A 25,869-nucleotide genomic window follows, 5' to 3' on the forward strand; every position below is an offset into this window, starting at 1 on the left:
CAGTCAGAGGCAGGGTGTGAATTATTCTAGAAAGGCCCGCGAGCAAAAATAAGCTACAAAACCTGTTTATCGCGCCGGTACACTTTTGAAACAACGGAGATCGACGGGATAAACCACGATTTCGAAAGTCTGGCAATTTCAGGAGTCCGGCCTTGGACAAATACGACCGCATGCTGCTCAGCGCCCTGTTGGAAAACGGTCGCGCGTCTTATGCCGATCTGGCGCGCAAAGTGAACCTGTCCGCCCCGGCAGTGGCCGAGCGCGTGGCCAAGCTTGAAGCCGCCGGAGTGATCACCGGGTATCAGGCGAACATCGACCTGTCGAAAATCGGTTTGCCGATCCAGTGCATGATCGAATTGCGCCTGCACCAGAACGGCAGCCAGAAGGTCTACGACGAACTGGTGAAAATCCCGCAGCTGACCGAGTGCTTTCGGGTGACGGGCGATCCGTGCGTGATGATGAAGGGTGCAGTGGCGTCGATGACGGAGCTGGAAGAATTGATCAATCGCGTGGCGAAGTTCGGCTTCAGCAAGACCTCGATTGTGTTGTCGAGCGCAATCGAGAAGCGCGTGCCGCTCGGCCATATCGAAGGCAACGGCAAATAATTCAGCCCACCACAAACCCACTGTAGGAGTGAGCCTGCTCGCGATAGCGGTGTGTCAGTCACCGATAATGTCGAATGACAGACCGCCATCGCGAGCAGGCTCACTCCTACAAGGATGTTGTGTTGGATTCGGGATCAGCGGTAGCGCAGCAGGTGTTCGCTGACTTTCGCGGCGGGGACTTTCTGCAGTTTGCACAGCAGGTCGTGATTCAGCTCACGCACCCCATGCTTGTGCCGCAGTTCCTGCGCCAGATGCGCCATCAGATTGGCCGCCATCTCGGCATCCGCCATCGCCCTGTGCGCCTGGCCGGTGTGCGGCAGGCGAGCGAACGTGGTGAGCGTGCCGAGCTTGTGATTCGGCGCAGCCGGCATCAGGCGCCGGGCCAGCAGCAACGAACAGGCGAAATTCTGCAGACGGGTGCGCTTGATCCGTCCAAGCTCGAAGTCCCAGAACTTCTGGTCGAACGAGGCATTGTGTGCGACCAGTGGCGTGCAGCCGACGAATTCGTTGACCTCTTCCATCACCCGCTCTGCCGGCGGCGCGCTGCGCAGCATGGCGTTGCTGATGCCGGTCAGTTGTTCGATGAACGCTGGAACGCGGACGCCGGCGTTCATCAGGCTCTGGTAACGCTCGACGATACGGCCGTTTTCCAGCATGACCACGGCGATTTCCGTGGCGCGACAGCTGCTGTTCGGCGACAGGCCGGTGGTTTCAAAGTCGATGACTGCAATGCGTTCCAAACCGGGTTCAACTCCGTACAAAAATCAATTTTTGAGCAACAGCGCGCCTTCAATTGGCACATAACGGCTGGCAGCGCGGATCAGCGAGTTGGCGGTCAGGCCCGGCACGCCGTAGGCCACTGCCTGTACGCCGTGCTTGCTGATGATGCGTTCGAGCAGCATGTCGAAGTCGCCGTCACCGGAGGCGAGGACGATTTCGTCGACGTGGTCGGCGGCGTCCATGATGTCGAGGGTGATGCCCACGTCCCAGTCGCCCTTGGCCGAGCCGTCGCTGCGCTGGATATAGGGTTTGAGCTTCACGGTGAAACCGAGGTTGCGCAGGATCTGCTGGAACTGCTGCTGCTTGCTGTCGCCACGGTCGATGGCATAGGCATAGGCCTCGACGATCTGCCCTTGCTTGCTAATGTCAGCCCACAGCGCGGCGTAGTTGAAATGGCAACCATAGGCCTGACGCACGGTGTAGTAGAGGTTCTGCACGTCGGCGAACACTGCGATTTTTTTCACCGGAATTCCTGTGAGCGCGCGAGCGCACGAAGCGGAATCAGGCACCAGGCCCGAAAAAGGCGCTCAGTATGCCAGTAAAAAGCAGTGTGGCGAGGGAGCTTGTCGAATCGTCGCACCGTCCCGCTGGGTTGCGCAGCGACCCTGTCTTTTAAAAGAAGGGCCTGCTGCGCAGTCCAGCGGGAGCAAGCTCCCTCGCCACAGAAACGGTGTTGCCTGGTGCCTGACCGTTAGTCAGACGAACGAATCGTCGTCATCGAAGAATGACGAACTGTCGTCGGTGTAATCAGTGTCGGTAAATCCGCCCTGGTCATTGCCAGTGAAACCGTTATCGGCCACACGCTGGTCATTGCCCCAGTCGTTGCCGCTCTGGTCAGCCACCTGCGCTGGCTCTTCCTTGATCACTTCAACGATTTCTTCGGGCTGCTGGTTGTGATGGAACAGGCTGCTGATGCCCTGCGCCAGCATCACGCCACCGGCCACTCCTGCGGCAGTTTTCAGAGCGCCGCCGAGGAAGCTGCTGCCCGCGGCCGGAGCGGCTTGCTGGGCGTAGTTCGGCGGCGCGGCATAGTTCTGTTGTGGCGCTGGCGCACCGAAGTTCTGCTGCGGAGCCGGTTCACGCCAGCCACCGGTGGACGCCGGAGCGCTTTGGGTCGGCGCCGGACGCGAGTTGCCGCCGCCGAAGATGCTCGACAGGAAACCACCGCCGCCTGGCGCCGGGGCCGCAGTCTGGGATTTGGCCGCTTGCAGTTCAGCCTGCAACTGCTGGACTTGTCGGGTCAGCTGCTTGTTCTGTTCGTCGAGGCTCTTGATCGCCGCCTCTTGCACCAGAATCGCCTGGGTCATGAAATAACCTGCCGCCGGCTGGCGGGTCAGGTGTTCCTTGATCCGCGCCTCGGCCTGGGCGTCGCGCGGGGCTGCCTCCGTTTCGGCCTGTTGCAGCCGGGAAAACAGTCCATCGATCAGGGTTTGCTCTTCGCTGTTCATGGCGACCTCGTAGATTGCCGGGGATAACGTTGCCCGTGCCCACTGCGGACATGGCGCACCTCTGTAATGGAGGCAGTGACAGGATGTTTCAACGACCTTTACCGAATGTTTACGTTTGTGTCGGCCCGCGCGTCATCGGTTAAAGTGAGCCACTGTTTTCGACCTGCGATACCGACTGATGAATGCCTTCGATGTACTGCGCGACTCTCTGTATTTTTTCAAACGCCACCTGGTCAGCATCGTGCAGTTATGCCTGCCGTTGGTGATCTTCGAGGCCGTGCTGCAGCAAGTGGTGGATCGCGCCACTGACCCCGACAGTTTCTCCGCCGCCAGCGTGGTCGTCGGTTTGCTGGTGTATCCGCTGTACACCGCCGCGCTGATCCTGTTCCTCGACGCCCGCACCCGTGGCGACGCTCCGCGCAACCTCGACCTGCTGGCAATGTCCGCCCGCCTGTGGCCGCGCCTCGCCCTGCTCACGGCGCTCAATACCTTGCTGATTCTGCTGGGGTTGTCGCTGTACTTCCTGCCGGGCCTGATGCTGATGGTCATGCTCGCATTCGCTGAATACCTGCTGGTGCTGCGCGGGATGGGGCCGTTGCAGGCGATGAAGGAAAGCCTGCGCCTGACCCGTGGGCATTTCTGGCGGATCCTGCTGTGCATTCTGTGTGTGATGGGGCCGCTGTGGCTGCTCAAGGGTGCAACGCTGGCGGTGTACCCCGACCCGCAGAATCCGCTGATCGCGGTACTGATCGACAGTGCGCACAGTTTCCTGCAACTGTTCACCAGCGTGGTGCTGTTCCGCCTGTTCATGCTGATCAGCGAATTGCCTGACAAACGTAACGGAGCGGTCTGACCTCGCGGCCCTTGGGCCAAGCGTCCGCGGTCGGGTATGCTCGGGATCACTTTTGTAACGCGATAAGCCGAGCCATGCCCCGTCTGCTGCGCTACACCCTGTTACTGATTGTGCTCGCCATTGCCGTGATCGGCGGGCTGATCTATAGCCTGACCTGGCGCCCCGATGCGCGAGAAACCTTGCCCGTCACCTGCAGCGGTACGCCGCCGACCCTGGTGCCCGGGCAAGCGCTGAAAGTCATGACCTGGAACGTGCAGTATCTGGCGGGCAAGCGCTACGTGTTCTGGAACGATCTCGCCCAAGGCTCTGATGAAGCGCCATCCCCGCAAGACATGGCCTTCAGTCTCGACGAAGTGGCACGGGTGATCCGCGACGAGCAGCCCGACGTGGTGCTGCTGCAGGAGCTGGATGACGGCGCCAAGGCCAGTGATTACCAGAACCAGCTCAAGCTGCTGCAGGAACGGGTCACCGATCTCTACCCGTGCAGCGCCCATGCTTTCGACTGGAAAGCCGAGTTCGTCCCCGACCCGCACATCTTCGGCAGCGTTGGCCGGCAACTGGTGACCCTGAGCCGTTACCGCATCGAACACGCCGAACGCCTGCAATTGCCGGTACCCCCGGCGAATTTCATCTCCCGCCAGTTCCAACCCAAAGACGCCCTGCTCGCCACCAAGCTGCCGCTGAGCGACGGCGGACAACTGACGGTATTCAACACCCATCTGGATCGCGCCCGCCAACCGGACGAGACCTTGCAGGCGCAAGTGACAGCGGTGGCTAAAGTGCTCGACAAGTACGAAAGCCAGGGCCTGCCATGGCTGATCGGCGGCGACTTCAATCTGTTGCCGCTGGGCCAGTATCAGCGTCTGCCCGCCGAGCAGCGCACGCCCTACGCGATCGACAGCGCCCTGCATCTGTTGTGGGACAAGTACCCGATGATCCCGACCAACAACGAAGCCAGCGGCATCGACCGCGCCCACTGGCTGACCCACTACCCCAACGACCCCGGACTGAATGGCCCGGATCGCACCGTCGACTATCTGTTCTACAGCCCGAAAATCAAACGGGTCGAAGCGCGGGTGCGCCAGGACGATACCTTGCGCATTTCCGATCACTTACCGGTGATTGCACGGTTCCTGCTGCCCGCGGCTCAGTAGACAGTTAACACTATATCCCCCTGTGGGAGCGGGCTTGCTCGCGAAAGCGTTGTGTCAGTTGATGCATTCGTGTCTGGCACACCGCCTTCGCGAGCAAGCCCGCTCCCACAGTAGATTGATGTCGTACCGTGATTGGGTGGCAGGCTGCGATGTTTTGCTCTTCAGGTGCCGCGCGGTTTGGCCCGCGCAGTCGCCTCGGCCACCAACGGATCATCCGGCCAATAATGCTTCGGATAGCGCCCCTTCAGATCCTTCTTCACCTCGGCATAGGTGCTGCGCCAGAAGTTGGCCAGATCCTGCGTCACCTGCACCGGCCGGCGCGCCGGGGACAACAGGTGCAGCTTGACCACTTGCCGGCCGCCAGCAATTCGCGGCGTCTCGGCCAGACCAAACAACTCCTGCAGACGCACCGCGAGAATCGGCGGAGACTCGCTGTAATCCAGACGAATCGATGACCCCGACGGCACGCTGATGTGATGCGGCGCCAGTTCATCAAGTTTCTGCGGCAACGGCCACGGCAGCAGATTGCGGACGATGCTCGACAGGTCCAGATTGGCGAAATGGCTGAGCCGCGAGACCTTGCCCAAGTAAGGCATTAACCAATGCTCGAGAGTGTTCAGCAACGTTGCATCGCTGACATCCGGCCATTGGCTTTCGGCCTGAGCGTTCAGATCCAGTTGCCGCAGCAACGCGACCCGCGCCTGCCACTGCCGCAACTCCGGCGTCCACGGCAGCAACTCCAGCCCCTTGCGCCGCACCAGATTGACCAGCGCCTGACTGCGCGCCGCTTCGTCGAGACCGGTCAACGGTTCGCGGCTGAGGATCAGTTCGCCAACCTTGCGCTGACGCTCGGCGCGCAGCACGCCTTCGCGCTCATCCCAGTCCAGTTGATCGACAGCGCGCACTTGCTCGGCGAGCACCGAATCGAACAGCGCCGGATCAAAATCCGCCGCCAGGTAAATCCGTTCCTCACGCTGGCCCTGACGGCTGCCCAGGTCGGCGATCACAATCCACGCCTCCTTCATCAGGCTGTCGGCTTCGGCGAACAGTGCTGCGCGCCCATTGGCCAGACGATATTCGGCGCCACCGGCACGCCGCTGTTGGGCAACCCGATCCGGGTAAGCCAGCGCCAGCAACGCACCGAGCCAGCGCGGGTGATCGGGATCGCTGACCGGCGCGCTGGCCTTGCCGCGCAGGTAACCGCGATATTGCCGCGCCAGTTGCCGCGCACGCTGCACGCCGCCCTGAGCACCGCGTGCCGCGCGTTCTTCACCGGAGAGCAGCACCAGGCGACTGTGCAGATCCGCACCGGCGCCGCGCAGGATATCGCGCTCGCCGAGCAGTGCCGCGACGTCGCACGCCATGTTCGCCAGCCCCAACGCCTGACCGCGCAGCAACAGATGGGCGATGCGCGGATGCGCCGGCAACTCGGCCATGGCCTGACCGTGGGACGTCAGCGCATCGCCTTCGAGTGCGCCCAGGCGCTGCAACAAATCCTGCGCCTGGGCATAGGCCGCTGCCGGCGGCACATCGAGCCAGACCAGCTCGCCCGGGGTCACGCCCCAGCGTCCAAGTTGCAGCGCCAGACTCGCCAGATCCGCCGACAGTATTTCCGCACTGCCGTAAGCGGCGAGCTGCTCGTGCTGATCCTGCGACCACAGGCGATAACAAACGCCCGGCTCCAGACGTCCGGCCCGGCCCGCACGCTGGGTGGCGCTGGCCCTGGAAATGCGCTGAGTATCGAGACGGGTCATGCCGCTGCCGGGGTCGAAACGCGGCACCCGCGCCAGCCCGGCGTCGATCACCACGCGCACGCCGTTGATGGTCAGGCTGGTCTCGGCGATGTTGGTCGCCAGCACCACTTTGCGCTGGCCGGTCGGCGCCGGGTCGATGGCGGCGCGTTGGGCATTCAGGTCCAGTTCGCCGTGCAATGGGCAGAGCAATACGTCTTTACGCTCGCCGATGGCATCGCTCAGTTGCTGATGCACCCGACGGATTTCCGCCTGCCCCGGCAAAAACACCAGCAGGCTGCCAGTTTCATCGTGCAGCGCTTCGAGGACGGTCTGGGTCACGCGCTGGTCGATGTATTCGCCGGGCTGGAACGGCCGCCCCCAGCGCATCGTCACCGGGTACATGCGCCCTTCGCTGCGCAGGATCGGCGCGTCATCCAGCAACCCGGCCAGACGCTCGCCTTCCAGCGTGGCGGACATCAGCAGAATCTTCAGCGGCTGTTCAGCGCGGAACAGTTCGCGACCGTTCAAACTCAGGGCCAGTGCCAGATCGGCATCAAGACTGCGTTCGTGAAATTCGTCGAAGATCAGCAGGCCGACGCCTTCCAGCGCCGGATCATCCTGCAGACGCCGGGTGAGAATGCCTTCGGTGACCACTTCGATACGGGTCTTTGGGCCAACCTTGCTGTCGAGACGGATGCGGTAACCGACGGTTTCGCCGACCTTCTCGCCCAGTTCGCTGGCCAGACGTTCTGCGGCTGCGCGCGCGGCGAGACGGCGCGGTTCGAGCATCAGTATGGTCTGCCCGGCCAGCCACGCTTCATCGAGCAAGGCCAGGGGCACGCGGGTGGTTTTACCGGCGCCGGGCGGTGCCTCGAGCACGGCTTCGTGGCGTGTCGCCAACGCTTCACGCAGGGCGGGTAAAACTTCATCGATCGGCAAAGAAATCATGCTGGCTCCCAAACAGAGCGGCGAGTATAACGGCGAACTGCTTGGCGTTCGTCAGGGTCTTAACTTCACAAGACGAAGCTTCGTTAATAGATGACTCAGGAGATTTTCCATGCGCTTACCTTCTCGCCTGATCGGCGGTGTACTGGTCGCCACCCTGTTCACTCAACTCACGGCCTGCGGTTCGATTTTCTATCCGGATCGTCGCGGGCAGATCGACGGCAAGATTGACCCGGCGATTGCCGTACTCGACGCCGTGGGCCTGCTGTTCTACGTGATTCCCGGGCTGATCGCCTTTGCGGTGGACTTCGCCACTGGCGCGATCTATTTCGAACCGGGCCACACCGCTCAGGTCGATCCGGCCAAACTCAAACAAGCCATTGGCCCGGACGGTCAGGTCGATAACCTCAAGTTGCAGGCTATTCTCGAAACAGAACTGGGCCGCAATCTGCCGCTGGACGATCCGCGCCTGATCCAGCACAAGGGCAGCACGCAACAACTGGCGATGTTTGGCCTGCAACCTGCCGCATAAGGACTTTCCTGCCCCATGACCTCCAGCCCCGAACACGGCCGCCTGCTGCGGCTGGCAACCCGCGCTTCGGTGGCGGTGGCCTGCACGCTGATCATCGCCAAAGCCATCGCCTGGTGGCTGAGCGGTTCGGTGAGCATGCTCGCCGGCCTCACCGACTCGGCGCTGGATGGCGTCACTTCGCTGCTCAATCTGCTGGCGGTGCATTACGCGCTGCGCCCGGCCGATGACGATCACCGTTACGGCCACGGCAAGGCTGAATCGCTGGCAGGCATGGCTCAAGCGCTGTTTATCGGTGGCAGTGCGATGTTGATCGCGTTTCAGGCATACGAACGCATCCAGCACCCGGAACCGCTTGGCGCGCCGTGGATCAGCATTGGCGTGATCATTTTCTCATTGCTGCTGACGGTGGCCTTGCTGGTGCTGCAGCATCGAGTGATCAAGCAGACCGGCTCCAACGCCGTGCGTGCCGACTCACTGCATTACCGATCCGATCTGTTACTCAACGGCAGTATTCTGGTGGCGCTGATGCTGGCCGGATTCGGCTGGCATCAACTGGATGCCTGGTTCGGACTGGGAATTGCCGCCTACATTCTGTGGAGTGCAATCCAGATCGCCCGGGAAAGTTTTTCGGTGCTGATGGATGAGGAGCTGCCAACCGATGTCAGTCAGCACATGCTCGAACTGGCCTGCAGCGTGCCGGGTGTGTTGGGCGCGCATGACTTGCGCACGCGGATCTCCGGCAACCACTGGTTTGTGCAGTTGCACCTGGAATTACCGGGGGAATTGACGTTGTCGGTGGCGCACGGCATCAGCGACCAAGCCGCCGATGCCATTCACAAAGCCTACCCGCGAGCCGAAGTGCTGGTGCACGCCGACCCGCAGGAAGTGGTCAAGTCAGAACGGGCGCAAACCCGGCTTCAGTAACTGACCTGATAACCGCGACTGCTCAGGCAATTGCCTTGAGCCTGACGATAGGCCTGAACCACTTCGGGCGCCGGTTGATAGGTCGCGGTACGCGGGTCGAAACCGCTTTGCTGCACGGCGTATTGGTAGCACTGGTAACCGTCTTGCTGCACCTGCTCGGGCGACTGGCCGTTGGCCGGGTACGCTACAACGTCGTAGCCTTGGGACTGCGGCTGCGGCGGCTGCACCGGCGGCTCGACCACGACGTAATCCTGGGTGGCTTCCTGATACGCATAGTAGGAACCGGCAGCGAGGAACAGCAGCGCACCGCCGATCCACACTTCACGGGCGTAATCCGGCAGATACTGGGTACGAATCCCGCGTGGCGGCTGCACGACGATGTAGCGCGGGCCTTGCGGGCGATACCAGTAGCCGCCGGAATAGAAGTAATCCTGACCGCGATACGGCACGCGATATTCACGGTCCGGGAAACGGTCGATCACGTGCCCCGGACGGTATTGCGGGCCTGGGCCCCAACCGTTGCCGTGTCCGTCCGGGCGACCCGGCCAGCGATTGTCATTGGGCCGGTTGCCGGTTTGCCATTGCTGGTTGTGGTAACCGTTCTGCGGACGCTCGTCGCGGTAGTAACCCTGGCGCGGCTCCTGAGTCTGGCGCACGGTGTCGGGCCGTGGCTGGATCGGCAGGTTGTTCGACGGTGGTGCCTGATGCACCGGACCAGGCGGGTTCGGCGCGCGGTTCTGGTTCTGCCACTGGCCATTGTTGTGCTGCTGGCCGTTGTGCTCGAACTGGCGGCTATTGTCGCCCCGAATGATTTCGTTGTTCTGCGGCCGCGGCTGATTTTGCGGCGGCGGATTGTTCTGCCCGCGGGGCTGATGATCGCCGCCACGGCCCTGATTGCCCTGATGCTCACCGCCGCGCCCGTTATTATCGGGGCCACGATTCTGTGGCTCGTCGGCCAGCGCTTGCGCACCGACGCTCACACACAGCAAACCAACACCGGCCAGACGCCAGATGCGCGACTTCATGCTTTTCCTCACTGCGGGTATTAAGAGGGTTTGTAGCTAAGACCGGGAATACGCACACCGGGTTCTGCGACAGGTTATCAGTCACGAGACTTATTTATTGAGGGTGGCCACGCGGCAAGGCACAAAAATCGCGGGCAAGAAAAAAGGGAGACCCGTCGGCCTCCCTTTAGAGAACTTCGTCCTGGCTCGACGCTTTTGACGTCGGCTCACCTCACGCCGTCTTCTGGACAGTGTGCAGCTCGGGGGCCGGCACATCCCCGGTGGGGGTGGCGGCCGCGGCGGGCCTGATTGGGCGGGCCGCAGTGGACTGTGTTACCGAGCAGTGATTCTGGTGATAAGAATAGGCCGCAAGGCGCGACAGAGGATTGCGAAGATTGCTCAAATAAACACCGCTTGCGCAATTTTTAACCCTGGATAGATAATCTGCCGCAATAGTTACAACCAAGGACTGATTCATGAGCAAACTCGACCGTTACGACCTGAGTATTTTGGCGGAATTGCAGCGCGACGCCCGCATTTCCAACCAGGAACTGGCCGAGCGCATCGGTCTGTCGCCCTCGCCCTGCTCGCGCCGGGTCAAGCAACTGGAGGACGACGGCTACATCTCGCGCCAGGTCGCCCTGCTCGACCGCAAGATGCTTGGCCTGAGCCTGACCGCCTACGTACTGATCGGCATGGACCGGCACACACCGGAGCGTTTCGAGAACTTCGAAGCGGCGATCCGCACCCTGCCGCAGGTGCTGGAGTGCAGCCTGGTGACCGGCGTGGATGCCGACTACCAATTGAAAGTCGTGGTGCCGGACATGGATCACTATCAGAAGCTGTTGCTGGGGCACCTGACCCGGATTGAAGGGGTGACCAGCGTGCGTTCGAGTTTTGTACTGAATCAGGTGCTCAACAGCACCGAACTGCCGCTGACGCATCTGCGCAACTGACATCGCCTTCGCGAGCAAGCCCGCTCCCACAGTTGAGCTTCGTCAAGCACACAATTTGTGTTCAACCGAGATCCACTGTGGGAGCGAGCTTGCTCGCGAAGAGGCCGGTACAGGCACCCCACAGTTGAGCTTCGTCAAGCACACAATTTGTGTTCAACCGAGATCCACTGTGGGAGCGGGCTTGCTCGCGAAGAGGCCGGTACAGGCACCCCACAGTTAAGCTTCGTCAAGCACACAATTTGTGTTCAACCGAGATCCACTGTGGGAGCGGGCTTGCTCGCGAAGAGGCCGGTACAGGCACCCCACAGTTAAGCTTCGTCAAGCACACAATTTGTGTTCAACCGAGATCCACTGTGGGAGCGGGCTTGCTCGCGAAGAGGCCGGTACAGGCACCCCACAGTTAAGCTTCGTCAAGCACACAATTTGTGTTCAACCGAGATCCACTGTGGGAGCGGGCTTGCTCGCGAAGAGGCCGGTACAGGCACCCCATAACTGCGGCACACCGACGCAGATCAATGCGGCCTCCGCCACCCTCGGCGTATAATCGCCCAGCCCTTTTTCAGCCCTGTGCGCGCCGGAGATGCCCGATGGATCCAGCAGTATTCGAAGAATGGATGATGACTGGCCTGGTCAGCATCCTGATCATTTTCATGGGTTTCATCGTCTGGGATCTGGCGAAGAAGTCCAAGGCCGGGCGTTTCGGCTCGTTCATTCTGTTCTTCGTCCTGGGCCTGGGCGTGGCCGCGTTCATCATCAAGAGTGTGGTGATCGGCCTGATCGAATCCGGCGCTCTATAACCGCGCCGGTACTTCTTTCCACTGGCCCTGATCGAGCCCTTCGAGCGTCCAGTCGCCAATCCGCACCCGCACCAGCCGCAACGTCGGCAGCCCCACCGCAGCGGTCATCCGCCGTACCTGACGGTTGCGCCCTTCACGAATCACCAACTCCAGCCAACGGGTCGGCACACTTTTGCGAAAGCGTACCGGCGGATTGCGTGGCCACAGTTGCGGCTCGTCCAGTTGCCGCGCCTCGGCGGGCAGGGTCATGCCGTCATTCAGCTCGACGCCCTCGCGCAGTCGCTGCAATTGTTCAGCACTCGGCTCGCCTTCGACCTGTACCCAGTAGGTCTTCGGCAACTTGTGTTTCGGGTCGGCAATCCGCGCCTGCAACTGGCCGTCGTTGGTCAGCAGCAGCAAACCTTCGCTGTCGCGATCAAGGCGTCCGGCCGGGTAGATGCCAGGCACATCGATGAAATCCTTGAGCGTCGCCCGCCCGCCTTCGTCGCTGAACTGCGTCAGCACATCGAATGGCTTGTTGAACAGGATCAGCTTCGGCTCGGCCGGTGGCGCTTTGGCGACACGACGTGGAGCCGAGGAGGATGGCTTCGCACCGGGACGGCGGGAAGGTGGACGCGGGGGACGAGACATGGCGAAAAGAACATCTAACGGTCAGGGCTGCCAATGCTAGTAGCCCCGCCGTTAAATGACCATCAACAAATCAGCGGAACGGCGGCTCGTCGAAGCTGCGCAGTTTGCGCGAATGCAACGAGTTGAGTTCGGTGCGCAGCAGATCCACCGCCGCGATGCCGATCTTCAAGTGCTGGCTGACCGCACGCTCGTAGAACGCGTTGGCCGAACCCGGCAGCTTGATTTCGCTGTGCAGCGGTTTGTCCGAAACGCACAGCAACGTGCCGTAAGGCACCCGCAGGCGATAACCCTGGGCAGCGATGGTGCCGCTTTCCATGTCCACGGCCACGGCGCGGGACAGGTTGATCAGCGGACGTTCCTGCGCCCAGCGCAGTTCCCAGTTACGGTCGTCGTAGGTCAGCACGGTGCCGGTGCGCAGGCGCTTTTTCAGCTCTTCGCCTTTTTCTCCAGTGACGTTAGCCGCGGCTTGCTGCAGCGCCAGTTGCACTTCGGCCAGCGCCGGGATCGGAATGTTCGGCGGCACCACGCGGTCGAGAATCCCGTCGCGGCGCATGTAGGCGTGGGCCAGCACGTAGTCGCCGATGGTCTGTGACTGACGCAGACCGCCGCAGTGACCGATCATCAGCCAGCAATGCGGACGCAGCACCGCCAGGTGGTCGGTGATGTTCTTGGCGTTGGACGGGCCGACGCCGATGTTGACCAGGGTCACGCCATGGCCGTCATTGGCGATCAGGTGATAGGCCGGCATCTGGTAGCGGTGCCAGACCACGCCAGCGGCGATCGCCGAGGCTTCGCCGTGATCCATGCCTTTCTCGATGATCACGTTGCCCGGCAAAACCATGCGCACGAAACGCGGGTCGTTGCGCAGTTGTTCCAGGCCATGGACGATGAACTGGTCGACGTAGCGGTGGTAGTTGGTCAGCAGAATCCACGGCTGCACATGGCGCCAGTCGCTGCCGGTGTAGTGCACCAGGCGACGCAGGGAGAAGTCGACCCGTGCGGCGTCGAACAGCGCCAGTGGCAGCGGATCAGTGTTTTCCCAATCGTAGAGGCCGTCGGCGATGCCATCGGTGGCGGCGGACAGGTCGGTACTCGGAAACACCCGCGCCAGCACCGCAGCGGTGACGCCGGAGCCGGCCAGTTCATCGCCCTGCTCGACCACGTACGGGTACGGAATGTTCTGTTGGCTGACACCGACTTCCACGGTCACCGTGAAGTCATGCATCAACGGCACCAGCTGTTCCAGCAGGTATTTGCGGAACGCCTTGGGGTGGGTGACGGTGACGCTGTAAGTGCCCGGCAGTTGCACCTTGGCGTAGGCGCGGGTGGTCTGCGGGACTTCGCCCTGACACAGGTAGGTCAGACGCAGTTCGGGGTAACGAAACAGAGCACGCTGTTCGGCGTCAGGCTCGACGCGATCCTTGAGGTAACGCTTGAGCGCCGAGTTCAGCGCAGTGGTGGCCCGCTCATGCAGCTCGGCCAGACGATCCACGGCTTGTTCGGCGGTTTGAACGACAATAAACGCTTCGGTCACGATCAGCTTCCTGTGTTCTGACTTGCAGGGCTTCATCTTGCCTGCATCGTGGTCTCACGGGAACAGTGGCGTTGTGGGTGTACCCAAATCTCCCTGTCAATGGAGATCCCCTGTGGTAGCGGGCTTGTTCGCGAATGCGCTGTGTCAGTCGACCTATCCATTGACTGACACACCGCATTCGCGAACAAGCCCGCTCCCACAAGGGGATTTGTGGTGGGTCAGAAACCCTGGGGGGTTGCGCGTGCGACGATGGCTTCGACGTCCAGCCCACGCGGCAAGGCGCCGTAGACGCGGCCGCCACCGCTCAGGCGGCTGGCAATGAACGCGTCGCTGACCGCCGAGTTGCCGGCCTCCAGCAATAGCTTGGCCTGCAAGCCGAGCGCGATGTCTTCGGTGAGTTGGCGCGCCCGATACTGAATGTCGCTGGTGTCCTTGAACTGCGCCTGCAACTGCTGGATATGCGCGGCCAGGCGTTTGTCGCCATGGCCGTCGCCCAACTCACTGAACAACACATCGAGCACACCCGGTTCTTTCGACAGTGCGCGCAACACGTCGAGGCACTGCACATTCCCCGAGCCTTCCCACGTCGAGTTGACCGGCGCCTCGCGATACAGCCGTGGCAGGATGCTCTCCTCGACATACCCGGCGCCGCCCATGCATTCGGCGGCTTCGTTGATCATTCCGGGGGCGCGTTTGCAGATCCAGTACTTGCCCACCGCCGTCACCAGCCGGGCGAATTGTGCTTCGTGGCGATCATCCAGATGATCCAGCGCCTTGCCCATACGCAGGCTCAGGGCCAGTGCGGCCTCGCTTTCCAGCGCCAGATCGGCCAGCACGTTCTGCATCAACGGCTGTTCGCTGAGCAGTTTGCCGCCGACCTTGCGGTGCGCGCAGTGGTGGCTGGCCTGAGTCAGCGCCTGACGCATCAGCGAGCTGGAGCCGACCATGCAATCGAAACGGGTCATCGCCACCATCTCGATGATGGTCGGCACACCGCGCCCTTCTTCGCCGACCATCCACGCCAGCGCGCCACGGAATTCAACTTCGCTGGAAGCGTTGGACTGATTGCCGAGTTTATTTTTCAGGCGCTGGATGTAGAACTGATTGCGCGTGTCGTCGGGGCGATGGCGCGGCAGCAGGAAGCAGGTCAGGCCCTTGTCGGTCTGCGCCAGCGTCAGGAACGCATCACACATCGGCGCCGAGCAGAACCATTTGTGCCCGACCAGTTCATAGGCCTGCCCCGGGCCACTGGCGCCAACCGGATAGGCCTTGGTGGTGTTGGCCCGCACATCGGTGCCGCCCTGTTTCTCGGTCATTGCCATGCCGATAGTCACGCCGGCCTTGTGCGCCATGCCGACGTTGCGCGGGTCGTATTCGGTGGCGAGGATTTTCGGCAACCATTGTTCGGCCAGATCCGGCTGCAAGCGCATGGCCGGGACGCTGGCGAAAGTCATGGTCAACGGGCAACCGCTGCCCGCCTCGGCCTGGCTGTGCAGATAGCTCATCGAGGCGCGGGCGACATGCGCGCCGTCCTGCGGATGGGCCCATGGCAATGAAGTCAGGCCATGTTCGATCGCGGTGCGCATCAGCTCGTGATAAGCGGGATGGAATTCCACCAGATCGATGCGATGGCCGTAGCGGTCATGGCTGACGAACACCGGTTTGTTCTGATTGGCAAGGAACCCGGCTGCCATCAACGGCCCGCCGGCCAGCGCACCGTAGGCATCGATCCGCGACTCGGCCCACCCGGCGCCAAAGCGGCGCGACCACTCCTGCAATGGCAGGTCGATGCGATACAGGTTGGCACCGTCCAGCGACGGTGGCTGGTTGGTGACTTCGTGGGTTTCGGCGAACTGATGCAGGTTCATGACGGGGCTCCTTTGGTCAGCCAAGGGATTCAGTTAAGCACCGGCCCGTGGCTGATCAAAGTGTCATATGCGCCGAACTGTCGGCGCTTTCACCCTATTACGCGCTGAGCACCCGACGCTCCAGTGCGGTCTGCAGGTCTTCGAATTTCACCGGTTTGTTCAGGTAATCGATGCGCGTACCCGGCGCGCAGTGCTCGCGATCCGTGCCCAGCGCCAGCATGAACACCGGCAGATTGGCGCAGCCGGGCAACGCATGAATCTGGCAGCACAACGACGCGCCTTCATGATTGGGCAACTGGCAATCAATCAGCACCGCATCGAAGGTTTCCCGTTGCAGACAGTCCAGCGCCGCCGCGCCGTTGTCCGCAGTACGTACGCGAAACCCCAGTTTGAGCAGCATGCCGCGCATCACCAGTTGGTTGACGCTGTTGTCATCCACCAGCAACACCGTGCAGTCCTGCGGTGCACGGCTGCGCTCGTGCAGCGCTTCCGGAGTTGGCGCCGCTTCGAGCGGCGGCAGCTCGAACTCGACATCCAGTTGAAAACGGCTGCCGCTGCCAGGCTGGGAGCGGTGAGTCAGCTTGCCGCCGAGCAGTTCCACCAGTTGCCGACAGATCGCCAGCCCCACGCCCAGGCCGCCGTATTCGCGGGTCATCGAGCCGTCGAGCTGGAAGAAGCGCTGATACATCGTCGCCTCGCCCAGATCGGTGAAACCGATGCCGGTATCGATGACCGCAAACGACAGCGCCAGGCGGTTGTCCGTCGCCGGTTTGCCAGTGACCCGCAGCGCCAGACCGCCGACCCGAGTGAACTTGATCGCGTTGTCCAGCAGGCACTCCAGGCACTGCGCCAGTTTTGCGCTGTCGCCGTGCAAGCGATCTGGCAGGGTCGGCAGCACCTCGACCTTGAAGTCCAGCGACTTGCTCGCCGCGTTGCCGTCGAACTGCACGCGCAAGGCCTCGACCACCGCGCGCAGGCTGAAACTGCCCGGCGTCGCCTTGAGCTTGCCGGCCTGCAGTTCGGTGAGGGTGAGGATGCCGTTGACCATGCGCATCATGTCGCGCGCGGAACCGGCGGCGGTTTGCTGGTATTGCTCCAGTTCAGGCTCCAGCTCGACGGTCTGCATCAGCTCCAGCGATCCGATCACCCCGTTCATCGGCGTGCGCAACTCATGGGTCAGGGTTGCGAGGAATTCATCCTTGAGCTTGTTGCTGTGGGCCAGTTGCTGGTTGAGCACTTCGAGTTTCTGCCCGGCATCGAACAGGGTTTGCGCCTGTTGCTCGCGCATCGCGTTGATGCGATCGGCCAGCGCCAGCGACAGCAGCGCGACTTCGATCGCCGAACCGATCTGGCTGGCGTACATGGTCAGGAACACGTTCGGCAGCAGGCCCAGCACCATCAGCGTATTGACGATGCCGCCGAGCAGGAACGCCGACCAGGCAATAATGAAATAACGCGCCACCCGCAGGCCACGCCACCAGGCGAGAATCCCGGCGGCGAAGATCACCACGGTGAACACCAGCGCCAACAGGGTCGCCAGGCGCAGCGACAATGCGTAACTGGTCATCAGCGATAGCCCGACCACCAGCGCGCCGAACGCGATCAGGGCGATCAGCAAATAGTCGAGCCAGCGGCTGTGGATTCTGGTCTGCAGGAAACTGCGGGCGAACTGGCTACCGAACAGCCCGGCGCAACCGATGAAAAACGGCGTGGCGGCGTTGGCCCACCACGGATTGTCCGGCCAGAAATACTCGACCGCCGCGCCGTTCACCGACAGTTGATAAAGGCCGAACGAGGCGATGTAGAAGATGTAATAGAGGTAGCTGGTGTCGCGCACGCTCAGGTAGATGAACAGGTTGTAGACCAGCATCCCCAGCAGCACGCCATAAATGATCCCCAGCACATACAGGCGCACCGGTTGATCTTCCAGGTAGGCGGTGCTCGACCATAACGTCACCGGAGCCTGAATCGAGCCTTCACTGGCCAGGCGCAGATACACGGTTTTTTGCTGATCAGGGGCGAAGATCAGGTCGAACAGGTAATTGTTCTGCCGGATCTCGCGACTGGCGAACGGCAAGGCGTCGCCGGTCTGCCGGATCAGCCGGTAGTCGCCATTGGCATCGGCCATATAAAGGTCGAGGTGATCGAGCGGCGGATAAGCCAGCTCCAGCAGCCAGGTGCGCTGCGCGGCCGGGTTGTTCGGACGGTAATGCAGGTCGATCTTCAGCCAGAACGCCGAGCGCGAGTAACCGGCATTGAGCGTGGCTTTGTCGTGAGGTTTGAAATTGCCCGCCGCCGCTTGAGCGCGGACGTCGGCGATGTTCGCCTGACCGCTCGGGTCTTCGAACACTTGCAAGGAGCGGCCCAGGGGAAGGCTCTGGGTATTTTCGTCGAACTCGACGGCGCTTGCGAGGAGGGGCAAGCAGAACAGCAACATCAGCAAATAGCGCATTGAAGCCCCAGCGTGGCTCGTCCGGTTGTGTCAGGAAGCCCCCCATTCCCTTTGAGTAGACGTAAAACCGGTATTACCTGTTATTGGTTTGGATCCAGACTAGCATAGCCGTTGATGGCCATTGAGCACCATCGAAATTTTTCCTACAAAGGCTCTAGAACGGGCGTTTCAGAGCAAAGCGGCGGACTAGAGCTGTTGAGTTGGTCAACTCAATCATTGCGATCCGCTTTTGTGGCGAGGGAGCTTGCTCCCGCTCGGCTGCGCAGCAGTCGTAAAATCTGTAAATGCGCTGTGCCTGAATAAATGCAGGGGGCTGCTTCGCAACCCAGCGGGAGCAAGCTCCCTCGCCACAATGGTAGCTGCAGTGTTGTCCGACAATCTGCTCGCAAACACCGTCAGGACTGAACCCGAAAATCAGCTTTGGTGGTAAGCTCGCGCACCATGAATATCTACAGCTCCCGCCCCGTTGTCCTCTGTCTCTCCGGCCACGACCCCAGTGGTGGCGCCGGCTTGCAGGCAGATATCGAAGCCCTGCTCGCGCAGGGTTGCCATGCGGCTCCGGCCGTCACCGCCCTGACCGTGCAAGACACCGTCAACGTCACTGACTTCCGCGTCCTTGACCGTGAGTGGGTGCTGGCGCAAGCCAATGCCGTGCTCAACGACTCCGAAGTCGCAGCGGTCAAACTGGGCATGCTCGGTTCGCTGGAAATGGTCGACACCGTGGTCGAACTGCTTTCCGCGCACCCGCATCTGCCGGTGGTCTGCGACCCGGTGCTGCGCGCCGGCGGCGGCGGACGCCTGGGCAAGGATGAAGTCGGTTGTGCGATGCGCGAGCGTCTGCTGCCGCTGTCGATCATTGCCACCCCCAACCTGCCCGAAGCGCGGATTCTCGCCGAACTGCCCGAAGGCACTGCGGACGAGTGCGCGGAAAAACTCCTGCCGTTCGTCAAAAACCTGCTGATCACCGGCGGCCATGGCGACGAAACTGAAATCCACAATCGCCTGTACAGCCGTGACGGCCTGCGTGAAACCTTCTATTGCCAGCGTTTGCCGGGCAGTTACCACGGTTCCGGCTGCACATTGGCCAGCGCCCTCGCCGGTCGGCTGGCCCAGGGTGAAAACCTCACCAGCGCCGTGCGTACGGCACTGGATTACACCTGGCGCACCCTGCGCGATGCCGAACAACTGGGCAAAGGCCAGTTCGTGCCGCGTCGCCTGCCGCTGGATTTCTGCTCGTAACGTCGTGAGGTCTGCCTGATGAAACTACGTGGCCTGTACGCCATCACCGACAGCCAATTGCTGGCGGGTAAGTTTCTGTCGTACGTGGAGGCGGCGCTGGAAGGCGGCGTCACCCTGCTGCAATACCGCGACAAAAGCAGCGACGAGGCCCGCCGTCTGCGCGAGGCCGAAGCCCTGCGCAATCTGTGCGAGCGCTACAAGACGCAACTGATCATCAACGATGACGCCGAACTGGCTGCGCGCCTCAACGTCGGCGTGCACCTGGGGCAGACCGACGGCCCGCTGTCGCCGACCCGCGCCCTGCTCGGCTCCAAGGCCATCATCGGTTCGACCTGCCACGCGCAACTCGAACTGGCTGAACAGGCCGCCAAAGAAGGCGCGAGTTATGTCGCCTTCGGTCGCTTCTTCAATTCCAGCACCAAACCCGGCGCGCCAAGCTGCAGCCTCGATCTGCTCGACGAGGCCAAACGCAAGCTGCATCTGCCGGTTTGCGCGATTGGCGGCATCACCCTCGACAACGCCGCGCCGCTGGTGGCACACGGGGTCGACCTGCTAGCGGTGGTCCACGGTTTGTTCGGTGCCCAGAGCACCGCCGAAGTGACCCGCCGCGCCCGCGCCTTCAACGAACTTCTGAAAATCTGATTTGAGAGCCCGAACATGTCTCGTTCCGAAACCCTGTTTGCCAATGCCCAGAAACACATTCCCGGTGGCGTCAACTCGCCGGTTCGCGCGTTCAAGAGCGTGGGCGGCACGCCGCTGTTCTTCAAACATGCCGAAGGCGCCTACGTCACTGACGAGGACGACAAGCGCTATGTGGATTATGTCGGTTCGTGGGGGCCGATGATTCTCGGCCACAGCCACCCGGACGTGCTCGACGCGGTGCGCAATCAACTGCAACACGGCCTGTCCTACGGCGCGCCGACCGCGATGGAAACCGAGATGGCCGACTTGGTCTGCTCGCTGGTGCCGTCGATGGACATGGTGCGCATGGTCAGCTCCGGCACCGAAGCAACCATGAGTGCGATTCGTCTGGCCCGTGGTTACACCGGTCGTGACAGCATCATCAAGTTCGAAGGCTGCTACCACGGTCACTCCGACAGCCTGCTGGTCAAGGCCGGTTCCGGCGCGCTGACACAGGGTGTACCAAGCTCCGCCGGTGTACCGGCAGCGTTCGCCAAACACACCCTGACCCTGCCGTTCAACGACATCGACGCCGTGGAGAAGATGCTCGCCGAAGTCGGTCAGGACGTGGCGTGCATCATCGTCGAGCCAGTGGCTGGCAACATGAACTGCGTGCCGCCGGCGCCGGGCTTCCTCGAAGGCTTGCGCACGCTGTGCGACAAACATGGCGTGGTGCTGATTTTCGACGAAGTGATGACCGGTTTCCGCGTCGCTCTCGGCGGTGCCCAGGCGTACTACGGCGTAACCCCGGATCTGACCACCTTCGGCAAGATCATCGGCGGCGGCATGCCGGTCGGCTGCTTCGGCGGCAAGCGTGAAATCATGGAACGCATCGCGCCGCTGGGTCCGGTGTACCAGGCCGGCACCCTGTCGGGTAACCCGCTGGCGATGGCCGCCGGTCTGACCACCCTGCGCCTGATCAGCCGTCCAGGGTTCCACGCCGAACTGACCGACTACACCACGCGCCTGCTCGACGGCCTGCAACAACGCGCCGATGCGGCGGGCATTCCGTTCGTGACCACGCAAGCGGGTGGCATGTTCGGCCTGTACTTCAGCGGCGCCGACGACATCGTCACCTTTGAAGACGTGATGGCCAGCGATGCTGCGCTGTTCGGTCGCTTCTTCCATCTGATGCTCGAAGGTGGCGTGTACCTGGCGCCGAGCGCATTCGAAGCCGGTTTCACCTCGATCGCCCACGGCGAGGCCGAGCTGAAAATCACCCTGGACGCTGCCGAGCGCGCCTTCGCTGCACTGAAGTAATCGCCGTACCGCTGACGTTGGCCATGGCCAGCGTCAGCTTTCACCTACACTCACGCCGTTTTTCCCACGCCTCTGCTAAAAATCCAGCAGAAAGTGGCCGATATATTCCCCGCGCAGCAGAAAAACGAGTAAAGACTTTGTAAGGTTGGCCCTGCTTATTTCATAATGCGCGCTTATTGGATCCCTCGATGGGTCCGCGTGCCCTTCAGAGGTAAGTCGATTCCCATGAACCGCACCGGCCGCACCCTTGCCTTGGGCTGCCTGTTGCTCCTTCAGCCCCTGCTCGCGCATGCACAAGCAGGCGGCAACTCGTTGTTGATCCCGGCGATGGGTCGTTGCACCCTCAACACTCAGCCGCAAGACGTCACGCAGGCACTGGCCGCCTGCCAGAAAGCGGCGGACGAAGGGGATGCGCAAGCGCAATACGAGTTGGGTGAGTTCTACTACGACGGCAAGAATGCGCCACGCGATCTCAATCAAGCCCTGAGCTATTTCGAAAAGGCCTCGTTGCAAGGCCACGCTCAGGCGCAGTTCAAGCTCGGTACCATGTTCTTCCACGGTGAAGGCGTGCAGGCCAACAACATTCAGGCGTACATAGTGCTGAAGATGGCCGCGGTCAACGGCGCCGAAGATGCGCTGGACACCGCCGACGAAGTCTCCGAAAAAATGTCCCGCGAAGATCTCGAAACCGCGACCCAGGTGCTCGGGCAAATTTTCCGTAAATACCTGATGGAACTGCAGAGCGCCGATGGGCGTACGCCGTTTTCGCCATTGCCATAAGAGCTTTTGTGGCGAGGGGATTTATCCCCGATGGGTTGCGAAGCAGCCCCAAAATCCTGCAATCAAGCTCCTTCTGACATACCTTGCTGAATGGACTTGCGACTGCTTCGCAGTCGATCGGGGATAAATCCCCTCGCCACAAATCATTTCAAATCCAGATCAGGGCTTACTTCTCAGGCATCGGCATCGGAAACGGCATCACATTGCCGACCGCGCCACGGGCTTCGCTGATTTTCGGGGTGCCCAGACGTTCCACCTCGTCGATGCGCACGATCGAATGCATCGGCACGAAGCTGCGCACCACGCCTTCGAACTGCGCCTTGAGCTTCTCTTCGCTCGGATCGACCACCACTTGCGTGCGCTCGCCAAAGACGAACTCTTCCACTTCCAGAAAACCCCACAGATCACTTTGATAGATCTGCTTGGCGTACATTTCGAACACCTGGCCCTGGTTGAGGAAAATCACCTTATAGATTGGAGCTTCGCGTTTGGTCATGGCGGGGGATAACATCGGGGATAAAAATGAGGGCGCAAACTATAGCATAGCCACCGGACGCACAGCGGTAGGAACCTGAGGGCTTGTTCCCTATAATGCGCGGTTCTTTGAATCACGTGACGACCAAAATCCATGGCCAAGAAGCTTTACATCGAAACCCACGGTTGCCAGATGAACGAGTACGACAGCTCGCGCATGGTCGATCTGCTGGGCGAACATCAGGCCCTGGAAGTCACCGCCCGCGCCGAAGACGCCGACGTGATTCTGCTCAACACCTGCTCGATCCGCGAACGTGCACAGGATCGGGTGTACTCGCAGCTCGGCCGCTGGCGCGAACTGAAGCTGGCCAACCCGGACATGGTGATCGCCGTCGGTGGTTGCGTGGCCAGCCAGGAAGGCGCAGCGATCCGTGATCGCGCCCCGTATGTCGACGTGGTCTTCGGCCCGCAAACCCTGCACCGCCTGCCGGAAATGATCGATGCCGCACGCAGCAGCAAGTTGCCGCAGGTCGACGTCTCGTTCCCGGAAATCGAAAAATTCGACCACCTGCCCGAGCCGCGCATCGACGGCCCGAGCGCCTACGTGTCGGTGATGGAAGGTTGCAGCAAGTACTGCACGTTCTGCGTGGTGCCTTACACCCGTGGTGAAGAAGTCAGCCGGCCGTTCGATGACGTAATTGCCGAGATCATCCACCTCGCCGAGAACGGCGTGCGTGAAGTGACCCTGCTCGGGCAGAACGTCAACGGCTATCGCGGCCTGACCCACGATGGGCGTCTGGCCGATCTGGCCGAGCTGATCCGCGTGGTCGCCGCTGTCGACGGCATCGACCGCATCCGCTACACCACTTCGCACCCGCTGGAGTTCTCCGACAGCCTGATCCAGGCTCACGCCGAAGTGCCGGAGCTGGTCAAACACCTGCACTTGCCGGTGCAATCGGGTTCGGACCGGATTCTGGCGGCGATGAAGCGCAACCACACCGCGCTGGAGTACAAATCCAAGCTGCGCAAACTGCGCGCTGCGGTACCGGGGATCTGCATCAGTTCGGACTTCATCGTCGGCTTCCCAGGCGAGACCGAGAAAGACTTCGAACAGACCATGAAGCTGATTGCCGACGTCGGTTTCGACTTTTCCTACTCGTTCGTCTACAGCCAGCGCCCGGGCACCCCGGCGGCCGATCTGGCCGACGACACCCCGGAAGAGCTGAAGAAAGAACGCTTGAACGCCCTGCAGCATCGTTTGAATCAGCAAGGGTTCGAGATCAGCCGACAAATGGTCGGCTCGATCCAGCGCATTCTGGTCACCGACTACTCGAAGAAAGATCCGGGCGAGCTGCAAGGGCGTACCGAGAATAATCGTATCGTCAACTTCCGCTGCGATAATCCGACCCTGATCGGCCAGTTCGCCGACGTGCACATCGACGCGGCGCAACCGCACTCGCTGCGCGGCTCGCTGGTGCAGTAAACGTAAGGCGTCAAAGTGCCTCTGTGGCGAGGGAGCTTGCTCCCGCTCGGTTGCGAAGCAGCCGCAAACCAGACACCTCGATCATCCTGAATGATCAAGGCTGGAGGAGTTGGGAGCGCTTCGCACTCCAGCGGGAGCAAGCTCCCTCGCCACAGTAATCCAGTGAGACCGTTTTAAGAGCTTTCGCACCCACGCCACTGGCGTTATCCTTGATTTCATCTTAATTGCCCCAGGGCGGCTAAATACGACCTTGAACGCACCCATAGAACCACATCGTTTTATCCTCGAGCCCTTTGAGGCTCGCCGCTTCGCCAATCTGTGCGGGCAATTCGACGAGCACCTGCGCTTGATCGAACAGCGCCTGGCCATCGAGATCCGCAACCGCGGAAACCAGTTCGAGCTGATCGGCGACCCCAAGCACACCACGTCTGCGGAAAACCTGCTGCGCCGCCTGTACCGCGAAACCAAGGGTACCGAGCTGTCGCCGGACATGGTGCACCTGTTCCTCCAGGAGTCGGCTGTGGTCGAGCTGGACAACCACGCCCCCGCCGAAGCCTCCGTCGCCCTGCGCACCAAGAAAGGCATGATTCGCCCACGCGGCCTGAATCAGCTGCGCTACGTGAAGGAAATCCTCGGTAACGACATCAACTTCGGCATTGGTCCGGCCGGTACCGGCAAGACCTATCTGGCCGTGGCTTGCGCCGTCGATGCCCTGGAGCGCGAGCAGATCCGCCGCATTCTGCTGGTGCGTCCGGCGGTTGAAGCCGGTGAAAAACTCGGCTTCCTGCCCGGCGACCTCGCCCAGAAGATCGACCCGTACCTGCGCCCGCTGTACGACGCCCTCTACGAAATGCTCGGCTTCGAATACGTGGCCAAGCTGATCGAGCGTCAAGTGATCGAAGTCGCGCCGCTGGCCTACATGCGCGGTCGTACGCTGAACAACAGCTTCATCATTCTCGACGAAAGCCAGAACACCACCGTTGAACAGATGAAGATGTTCCTGACCCGGATCGGCTTCGGCTCCACCGCCGTCATTACCGGCGACATCACCCAGGTCGACCTGCCGCGCGGCACCAAGTCCGGGCTGCACCATGTGATCGAAGTGCTCAAGGACGTTCCGGGCATCAGCTTCACGCACTTCCAGCCCAAAGACGTCGTGCGTCACCCGTTGGTGCAGCGGATCGTCGAGGCCTACGAGCGCTTCGAGACCCGTGCCGAAGCCGCCAAGGAAACCTCGCGCGATGCTTGAGCTGGATCTGCAAATCGCTACCGAAGCGAATGCCCCGAGTGAAGCCGACTTCCGCAAATGGTGCGAACTGGCCCTGCGCCAGCGCAGCGCCGACTCGGAAATGACCATCCGTCTGGTTGACGAGGAAGAAGGTCGTGAGCTGAATCACACCTGGCGCCACAAGGATTACGCGACCAACGTCCTGTCGTTCCCGGCCGAAGTCCCGGACGAGTTTCTCGACATCCCGCTGCTCGGCGATCTGGTGATCTGCGTAGCGGTGGTCGAGCGCGAAGCTGCCGAACAAGGCAAGGAACTCCAGGCCCATTGGGCACATCTAGTCATTCACGGCTGCTTGCATCTGCTCGGTTACGACCATATAGATGACGACGAAGCCGAAGAAATGGAAGCACTGGAACGCGAGTTGCTTGCCGAACTGGGCTACCCCGATCCGTACGCGGACGACGAACCCGAAACCTCCCCTATCGTTACAACAAAGGATTCAGAGTAAT

24 protein-coding genes are annotated in these 25,869 nt (G+C 61.6%); 14 read left to right on the forward strand and 10 right to left on the reverse strand.

All coding sequences use genetic code 11. The features are described from left to right. Positions 1 to 152 precede the first annotated feature (152 nt). On the forward strand, positions 153 to 605 hold the full coding sequence (locus AC1RBR_RS23390; protein ID WP_492566786.1) for an Lrp/AsnC family transcriptional regulator: 453 nt from the start codon (positions 153 to 155) through the stop codon (positions 603 to 605). 134 nt (positions 606 to 739) lie between these two features. On the opposite strand, the gene AC1RBR_RS23395 is transcribed toward AC1RBR_RS23390, so the two are convergent. The 3 genes from AC1RBR_RS23395 to AC1RBR_RS23405 form a co-directional block, all read right to left on the reverse strand. Then, the gene (locus tag AC1RBR_RS23395) at positions 740 to 1,345 is read right to left on the reverse strand and encodes a 3'-5' exonuclease (protein ID WP_492566788.1); all 606 of its coding nucleotides are present in this window, start codon (positions 1,343 to 1,345) and stop codon (positions 740 to 742) included. Positions 1,346 to 1,369: 24 nt separating this feature from the next. Further along, entirely contained in the window at positions 1,370 to 1,849 is a 480-nt protein-coding gene (locus AC1RBR_RS23400; RefSeq protein ID WP_007963710.1) for a LabA-like NYN domain-containing protein, read from the reverse strand. A 231-nt stretch (positions 1,850 to 2,080) separates the two neighbouring features. Beyond that, positions 2,081 to 2,833 carry a DUF2076 domain-containing protein gene (locus tag AC1RBR_RS23405; RefSeq protein ID WP_492566790.1) on the reverse strand — a complete coding sequence of 251 codons (753 nt, stop codon included), beginning with the start codon at positions 2,831 to 2,833 and terminating at the stop codon, positions 2,081 to 2,083. A 178-nt stretch (positions 2,834 to 3,011) separates the two neighbouring features. Between AC1RBR_RS23405 and AC1RBR_RS23410 the strand changes: the two genes are divergently transcribed. Together AC1RBR_RS23410 and AC1RBR_RS23415 are read left to right on the forward strand one after the other, a co-directional pair. Further along, positions 3,012 to 3,686, forward strand: a complete 675-nt coding sequence (locus AC1RBR_RS23410; RefSeq protein WP_115986818.1) for a YciC family protein — start codon at positions 3,012 to 3,014, stop codon at positions 3,684 to 3,686. 74 nt (positions 3,687 to 3,760) lie between these two features. Beyond that, the gene (locus AC1RBR_RS23415; protein WP_492566792.1) at positions 3,761 to 4,840 is read left to right on the forward strand and encodes an endonuclease/exonuclease/phosphatase family protein; all 1,080 of its coding nucleotides are present in this window, start codon (positions 3,761 to 3,763) and stop codon (positions 4,838 to 4,840) included. 161 nt (positions 4,841 to 5,001) lie between these two features. Here AC1RBR_RS23415 and hrpB read toward each other — a convergent pair whose 3' ends face one another. Then, the gene (gene hrpB / locus AC1RBR_RS23420; RefSeq protein ID WP_492566794.1) at positions 5,002 to 7,521 is read right to left on the reverse strand and encodes an ATP-dependent helicase HrpB; all 2,520 of its coding nucleotides are present in this window, start codon (positions 7,519 to 7,521) and stop codon (positions 5,002 to 5,004) included. A gap of 109 nt (positions 7,522 to 7,630) precedes the next feature. On the opposite strand from hrpB, the gene AC1RBR_RS23425 reads away from it, so the two are divergent. After that, on the forward strand, positions 7,631 to 8,050 hold the full coding sequence (locus AC1RBR_RS23425) for a polyribonucleotide nucleotidyltransferase (protein WP_115986821.1): 420 nt from the start codon (positions 7,631 to 7,633) through the stop codon (positions 8,048 to 8,050). A gap of 15 nt (positions 8,051 to 8,065) precedes the next feature. Beyond that, positions 8,066 to 8,974, forward strand: a complete 909-nt coding sequence (locus AC1RBR_RS23430; protein ID WP_492566796.1) for a cation diffusion facilitator family transporter — start codon at positions 8,066 to 8,068, stop codon at positions 8,972 to 8,974. Here the strand turns inward: AC1RBR_RS23430 and AC1RBR_RS23435 are convergent. Continuing rightward, complete coding sequence (locus AC1RBR_RS23435) at positions 8,968 to 9,999, reverse strand: DUF6515 family protein (protein ID WP_115986823.1); 1,032 nt, start codon at positions 9,997 to 9,999, stop codon at positions 8,968 to 8,970. The two genes, AC1RBR_RS23430 and AC1RBR_RS23435, sit on opposite strands and share 7 nt — an antisense overlap. Before the next feature lie 455 nt (positions 10,000 to 10,454). Here AC1RBR_RS23435 and AC1RBR_RS23440 point away from each other — a divergent pair, with 455 nt between their 5' ends. Further along, complete coding sequence (locus AC1RBR_RS23440; protein WP_008081091.1) at positions 10,455 to 10,934, forward strand: Lrp/AsnC family transcriptional regulator; 480 nt, start codon at positions 10,455 to 10,457, stop codon at positions 10,932 to 10,934. A 587-nt stretch (positions 10,935 to 11,521) separates the two neighbouring features. After that, a complete protein-coding gene (locus tag AC1RBR_RS23445; RefSeq protein WP_003228500.1) occupies positions 11,522 to 11,731 on the forward strand; it encodes a DUF2788 domain-containing protein in 210 nt (69 codons plus the stop codon). Here the strand turns inward: AC1RBR_RS23445 and AC1RBR_RS23450 are convergent. From AC1RBR_RS23450 to AC1RBR_RS23465, 4 genes are all read right to left on the reverse strand, one after another. Further along, positions 11,726 to 12,361, reverse strand: coding sequence for a pseudouridine synthase (locus tag AC1RBR_RS23450; RefSeq protein ID WP_492566798.1), 636 nt, complete (start codon positions 12,359 to 12,361; stop codon positions 11,726 to 11,728). The genes AC1RBR_RS23445 and AC1RBR_RS23450 overlap by 6 nt on opposite strands. Positions 12,362 to 12,431: 70 nt before the next feature. Continuing rightward, positions 12,432 to 13,931 carry an AMP nucleosidase gene (gene amn, locus AC1RBR_RS23455; RefSeq protein WP_166497266.1) on the reverse strand — a complete coding sequence of 500 codons (1,500 nt, stop codon included), beginning with the start codon at positions 13,929 to 13,931 and terminating at the stop codon, positions 12,432 to 12,434. A 182-nt stretch (positions 13,932 to 14,113) separates the two neighbouring features. Continuing rightward, positions 14,114 to 15,763, reverse strand: coding sequence for an acyl-CoA dehydrogenase family protein (locus AC1RBR_RS23460; protein ID WP_492566800.1), 1,650 nt, complete (start codon positions 15,761 to 15,763; stop codon positions 14,114 to 14,116). A gap of 97 nt (positions 15,764 to 15,860) precedes the next feature. Beyond that, complete coding sequence (locus AC1RBR_RS23465; protein WP_492566802.1) at positions 15,861 to 18,215, reverse strand: hybrid sensor histidine kinase/response regulator; 2,355 nt, start codon at positions 18,213 to 18,215, stop codon at positions 15,861 to 15,863. Positions 18,216 to 18,656: 441 nt separating this feature from the next. Here AC1RBR_RS23465 and AC1RBR_RS23470 point away from each other — a divergent pair, with 441 nt between their 5' ends. From AC1RBR_RS23470 to AC1RBR_RS23485, 4 genes are all read left to right on the forward strand, one after another. Then, positions 18,657 to 19,454 carry a hydroxymethylpyrimidine/phosphomethylpyrimidine kinase gene (locus AC1RBR_RS23470; RefSeq protein ID WP_492566804.1) on the forward strand — a complete coding sequence of 266 codons (798 nt, stop codon included), beginning with the start codon at positions 18,657 to 18,659 and terminating at the stop codon, positions 19,452 to 19,454. An 18-nt stretch (positions 19,455 to 19,472) separates the two neighbouring features. Then, entirely contained in the window at positions 19,473 to 20,096 is a 624-nt protein-coding gene (gene thiE / locus AC1RBR_RS23475; protein ID WP_481395846.1) for a thiamine phosphate synthase, read from the forward strand. A gap of 15 nt (positions 20,097 to 20,111) precedes the next feature. Continuing rightward, positions 20,112 to 21,395 carry a glutamate-1-semialdehyde 2,1-aminomutase gene (hemL, locus tag AC1RBR_RS23480; RefSeq protein ID WP_115986827.1) on the forward strand — a complete coding sequence of 428 codons (1,284 nt, stop codon included), beginning with the start codon at positions 20,112 to 20,114 and terminating at the stop codon, positions 21,393 to 21,395. Positions 21,396 to 21,620: 225 nt separating this feature from the next. After that, positions 21,621 to 22,175, forward strand: coding sequence for a tetratricopeptide repeat protein (locus AC1RBR_RS23485; RefSeq protein ID WP_003228518.1), 555 nt, complete (start codon positions 21,621 to 21,623; stop codon positions 22,173 to 22,175). A gap of 166 nt (positions 22,176 to 22,341) precedes the next feature. Here the strand turns inward: AC1RBR_RS23485 and AC1RBR_RS23490 are convergent, their stop codons facing one another. Beyond that, the gene (locus tag AC1RBR_RS23490; protein ID WP_003185742.1) at positions 22,342 to 22,671 is read right to left on the reverse strand and encodes a DUF1820 family protein; all 330 of its coding nucleotides are present in this window, start codon (positions 22,669 to 22,671) and stop codon (positions 22,342 to 22,344) included. 132 nt (positions 22,672 to 22,803) lie between these two features. Between AC1RBR_RS23490 and miaB the strand changes: the two genes are divergently transcribed. The 3 genes from miaB to ybeY all read left to right on the forward strand — a co-directional run bounded on the left by miaB (position 22,804) and on the right by ybeY (position 25,868). Continuing rightward, positions 22,804 to 24,132, forward strand: coding sequence for a tRNA (N6-isopentenyl adenosine(37)-C2)-methylthiotransferase MiaB (miaB, locus tag AC1RBR_RS23495; RefSeq protein WP_003228520.1), 1,329 nt, complete (start codon positions 22,804 to 22,806; stop codon positions 24,130 to 24,132). A gap of 250 nt (positions 24,133 to 24,382) precedes the next feature. Next, positions 24,383 to 25,381: a PhoH family protein gene (locus tag AC1RBR_RS23500; protein WP_095139208.1), complete on the forward strand. Its 999-nt coding sequence runs from the start codon at positions 24,383 to 24,385 to the stop codon at positions 25,379 to 25,381. Beyond that, the gene (gene ybeY, locus AC1RBR_RS23505; RefSeq protein ID WP_095139206.1) at positions 25,374 to 25,868 is read left to right on the forward strand and encodes an rRNA maturation RNase YbeY; all 495 of its coding nucleotides are present in this window, start codon (positions 25,374 to 25,376) and stop codon (positions 25,866 to 25,868) included. The genes AC1RBR_RS23500 and ybeY overlap by 8 nt, the downstream gene beginning before the upstream one ends. The last annotated feature ends 1 nt before the right edge of the window (position 25,869 follow it).

It is taken from the genome of Pseudomonas sp. GW823-FHT01D03, assembly GCF_058798255.1.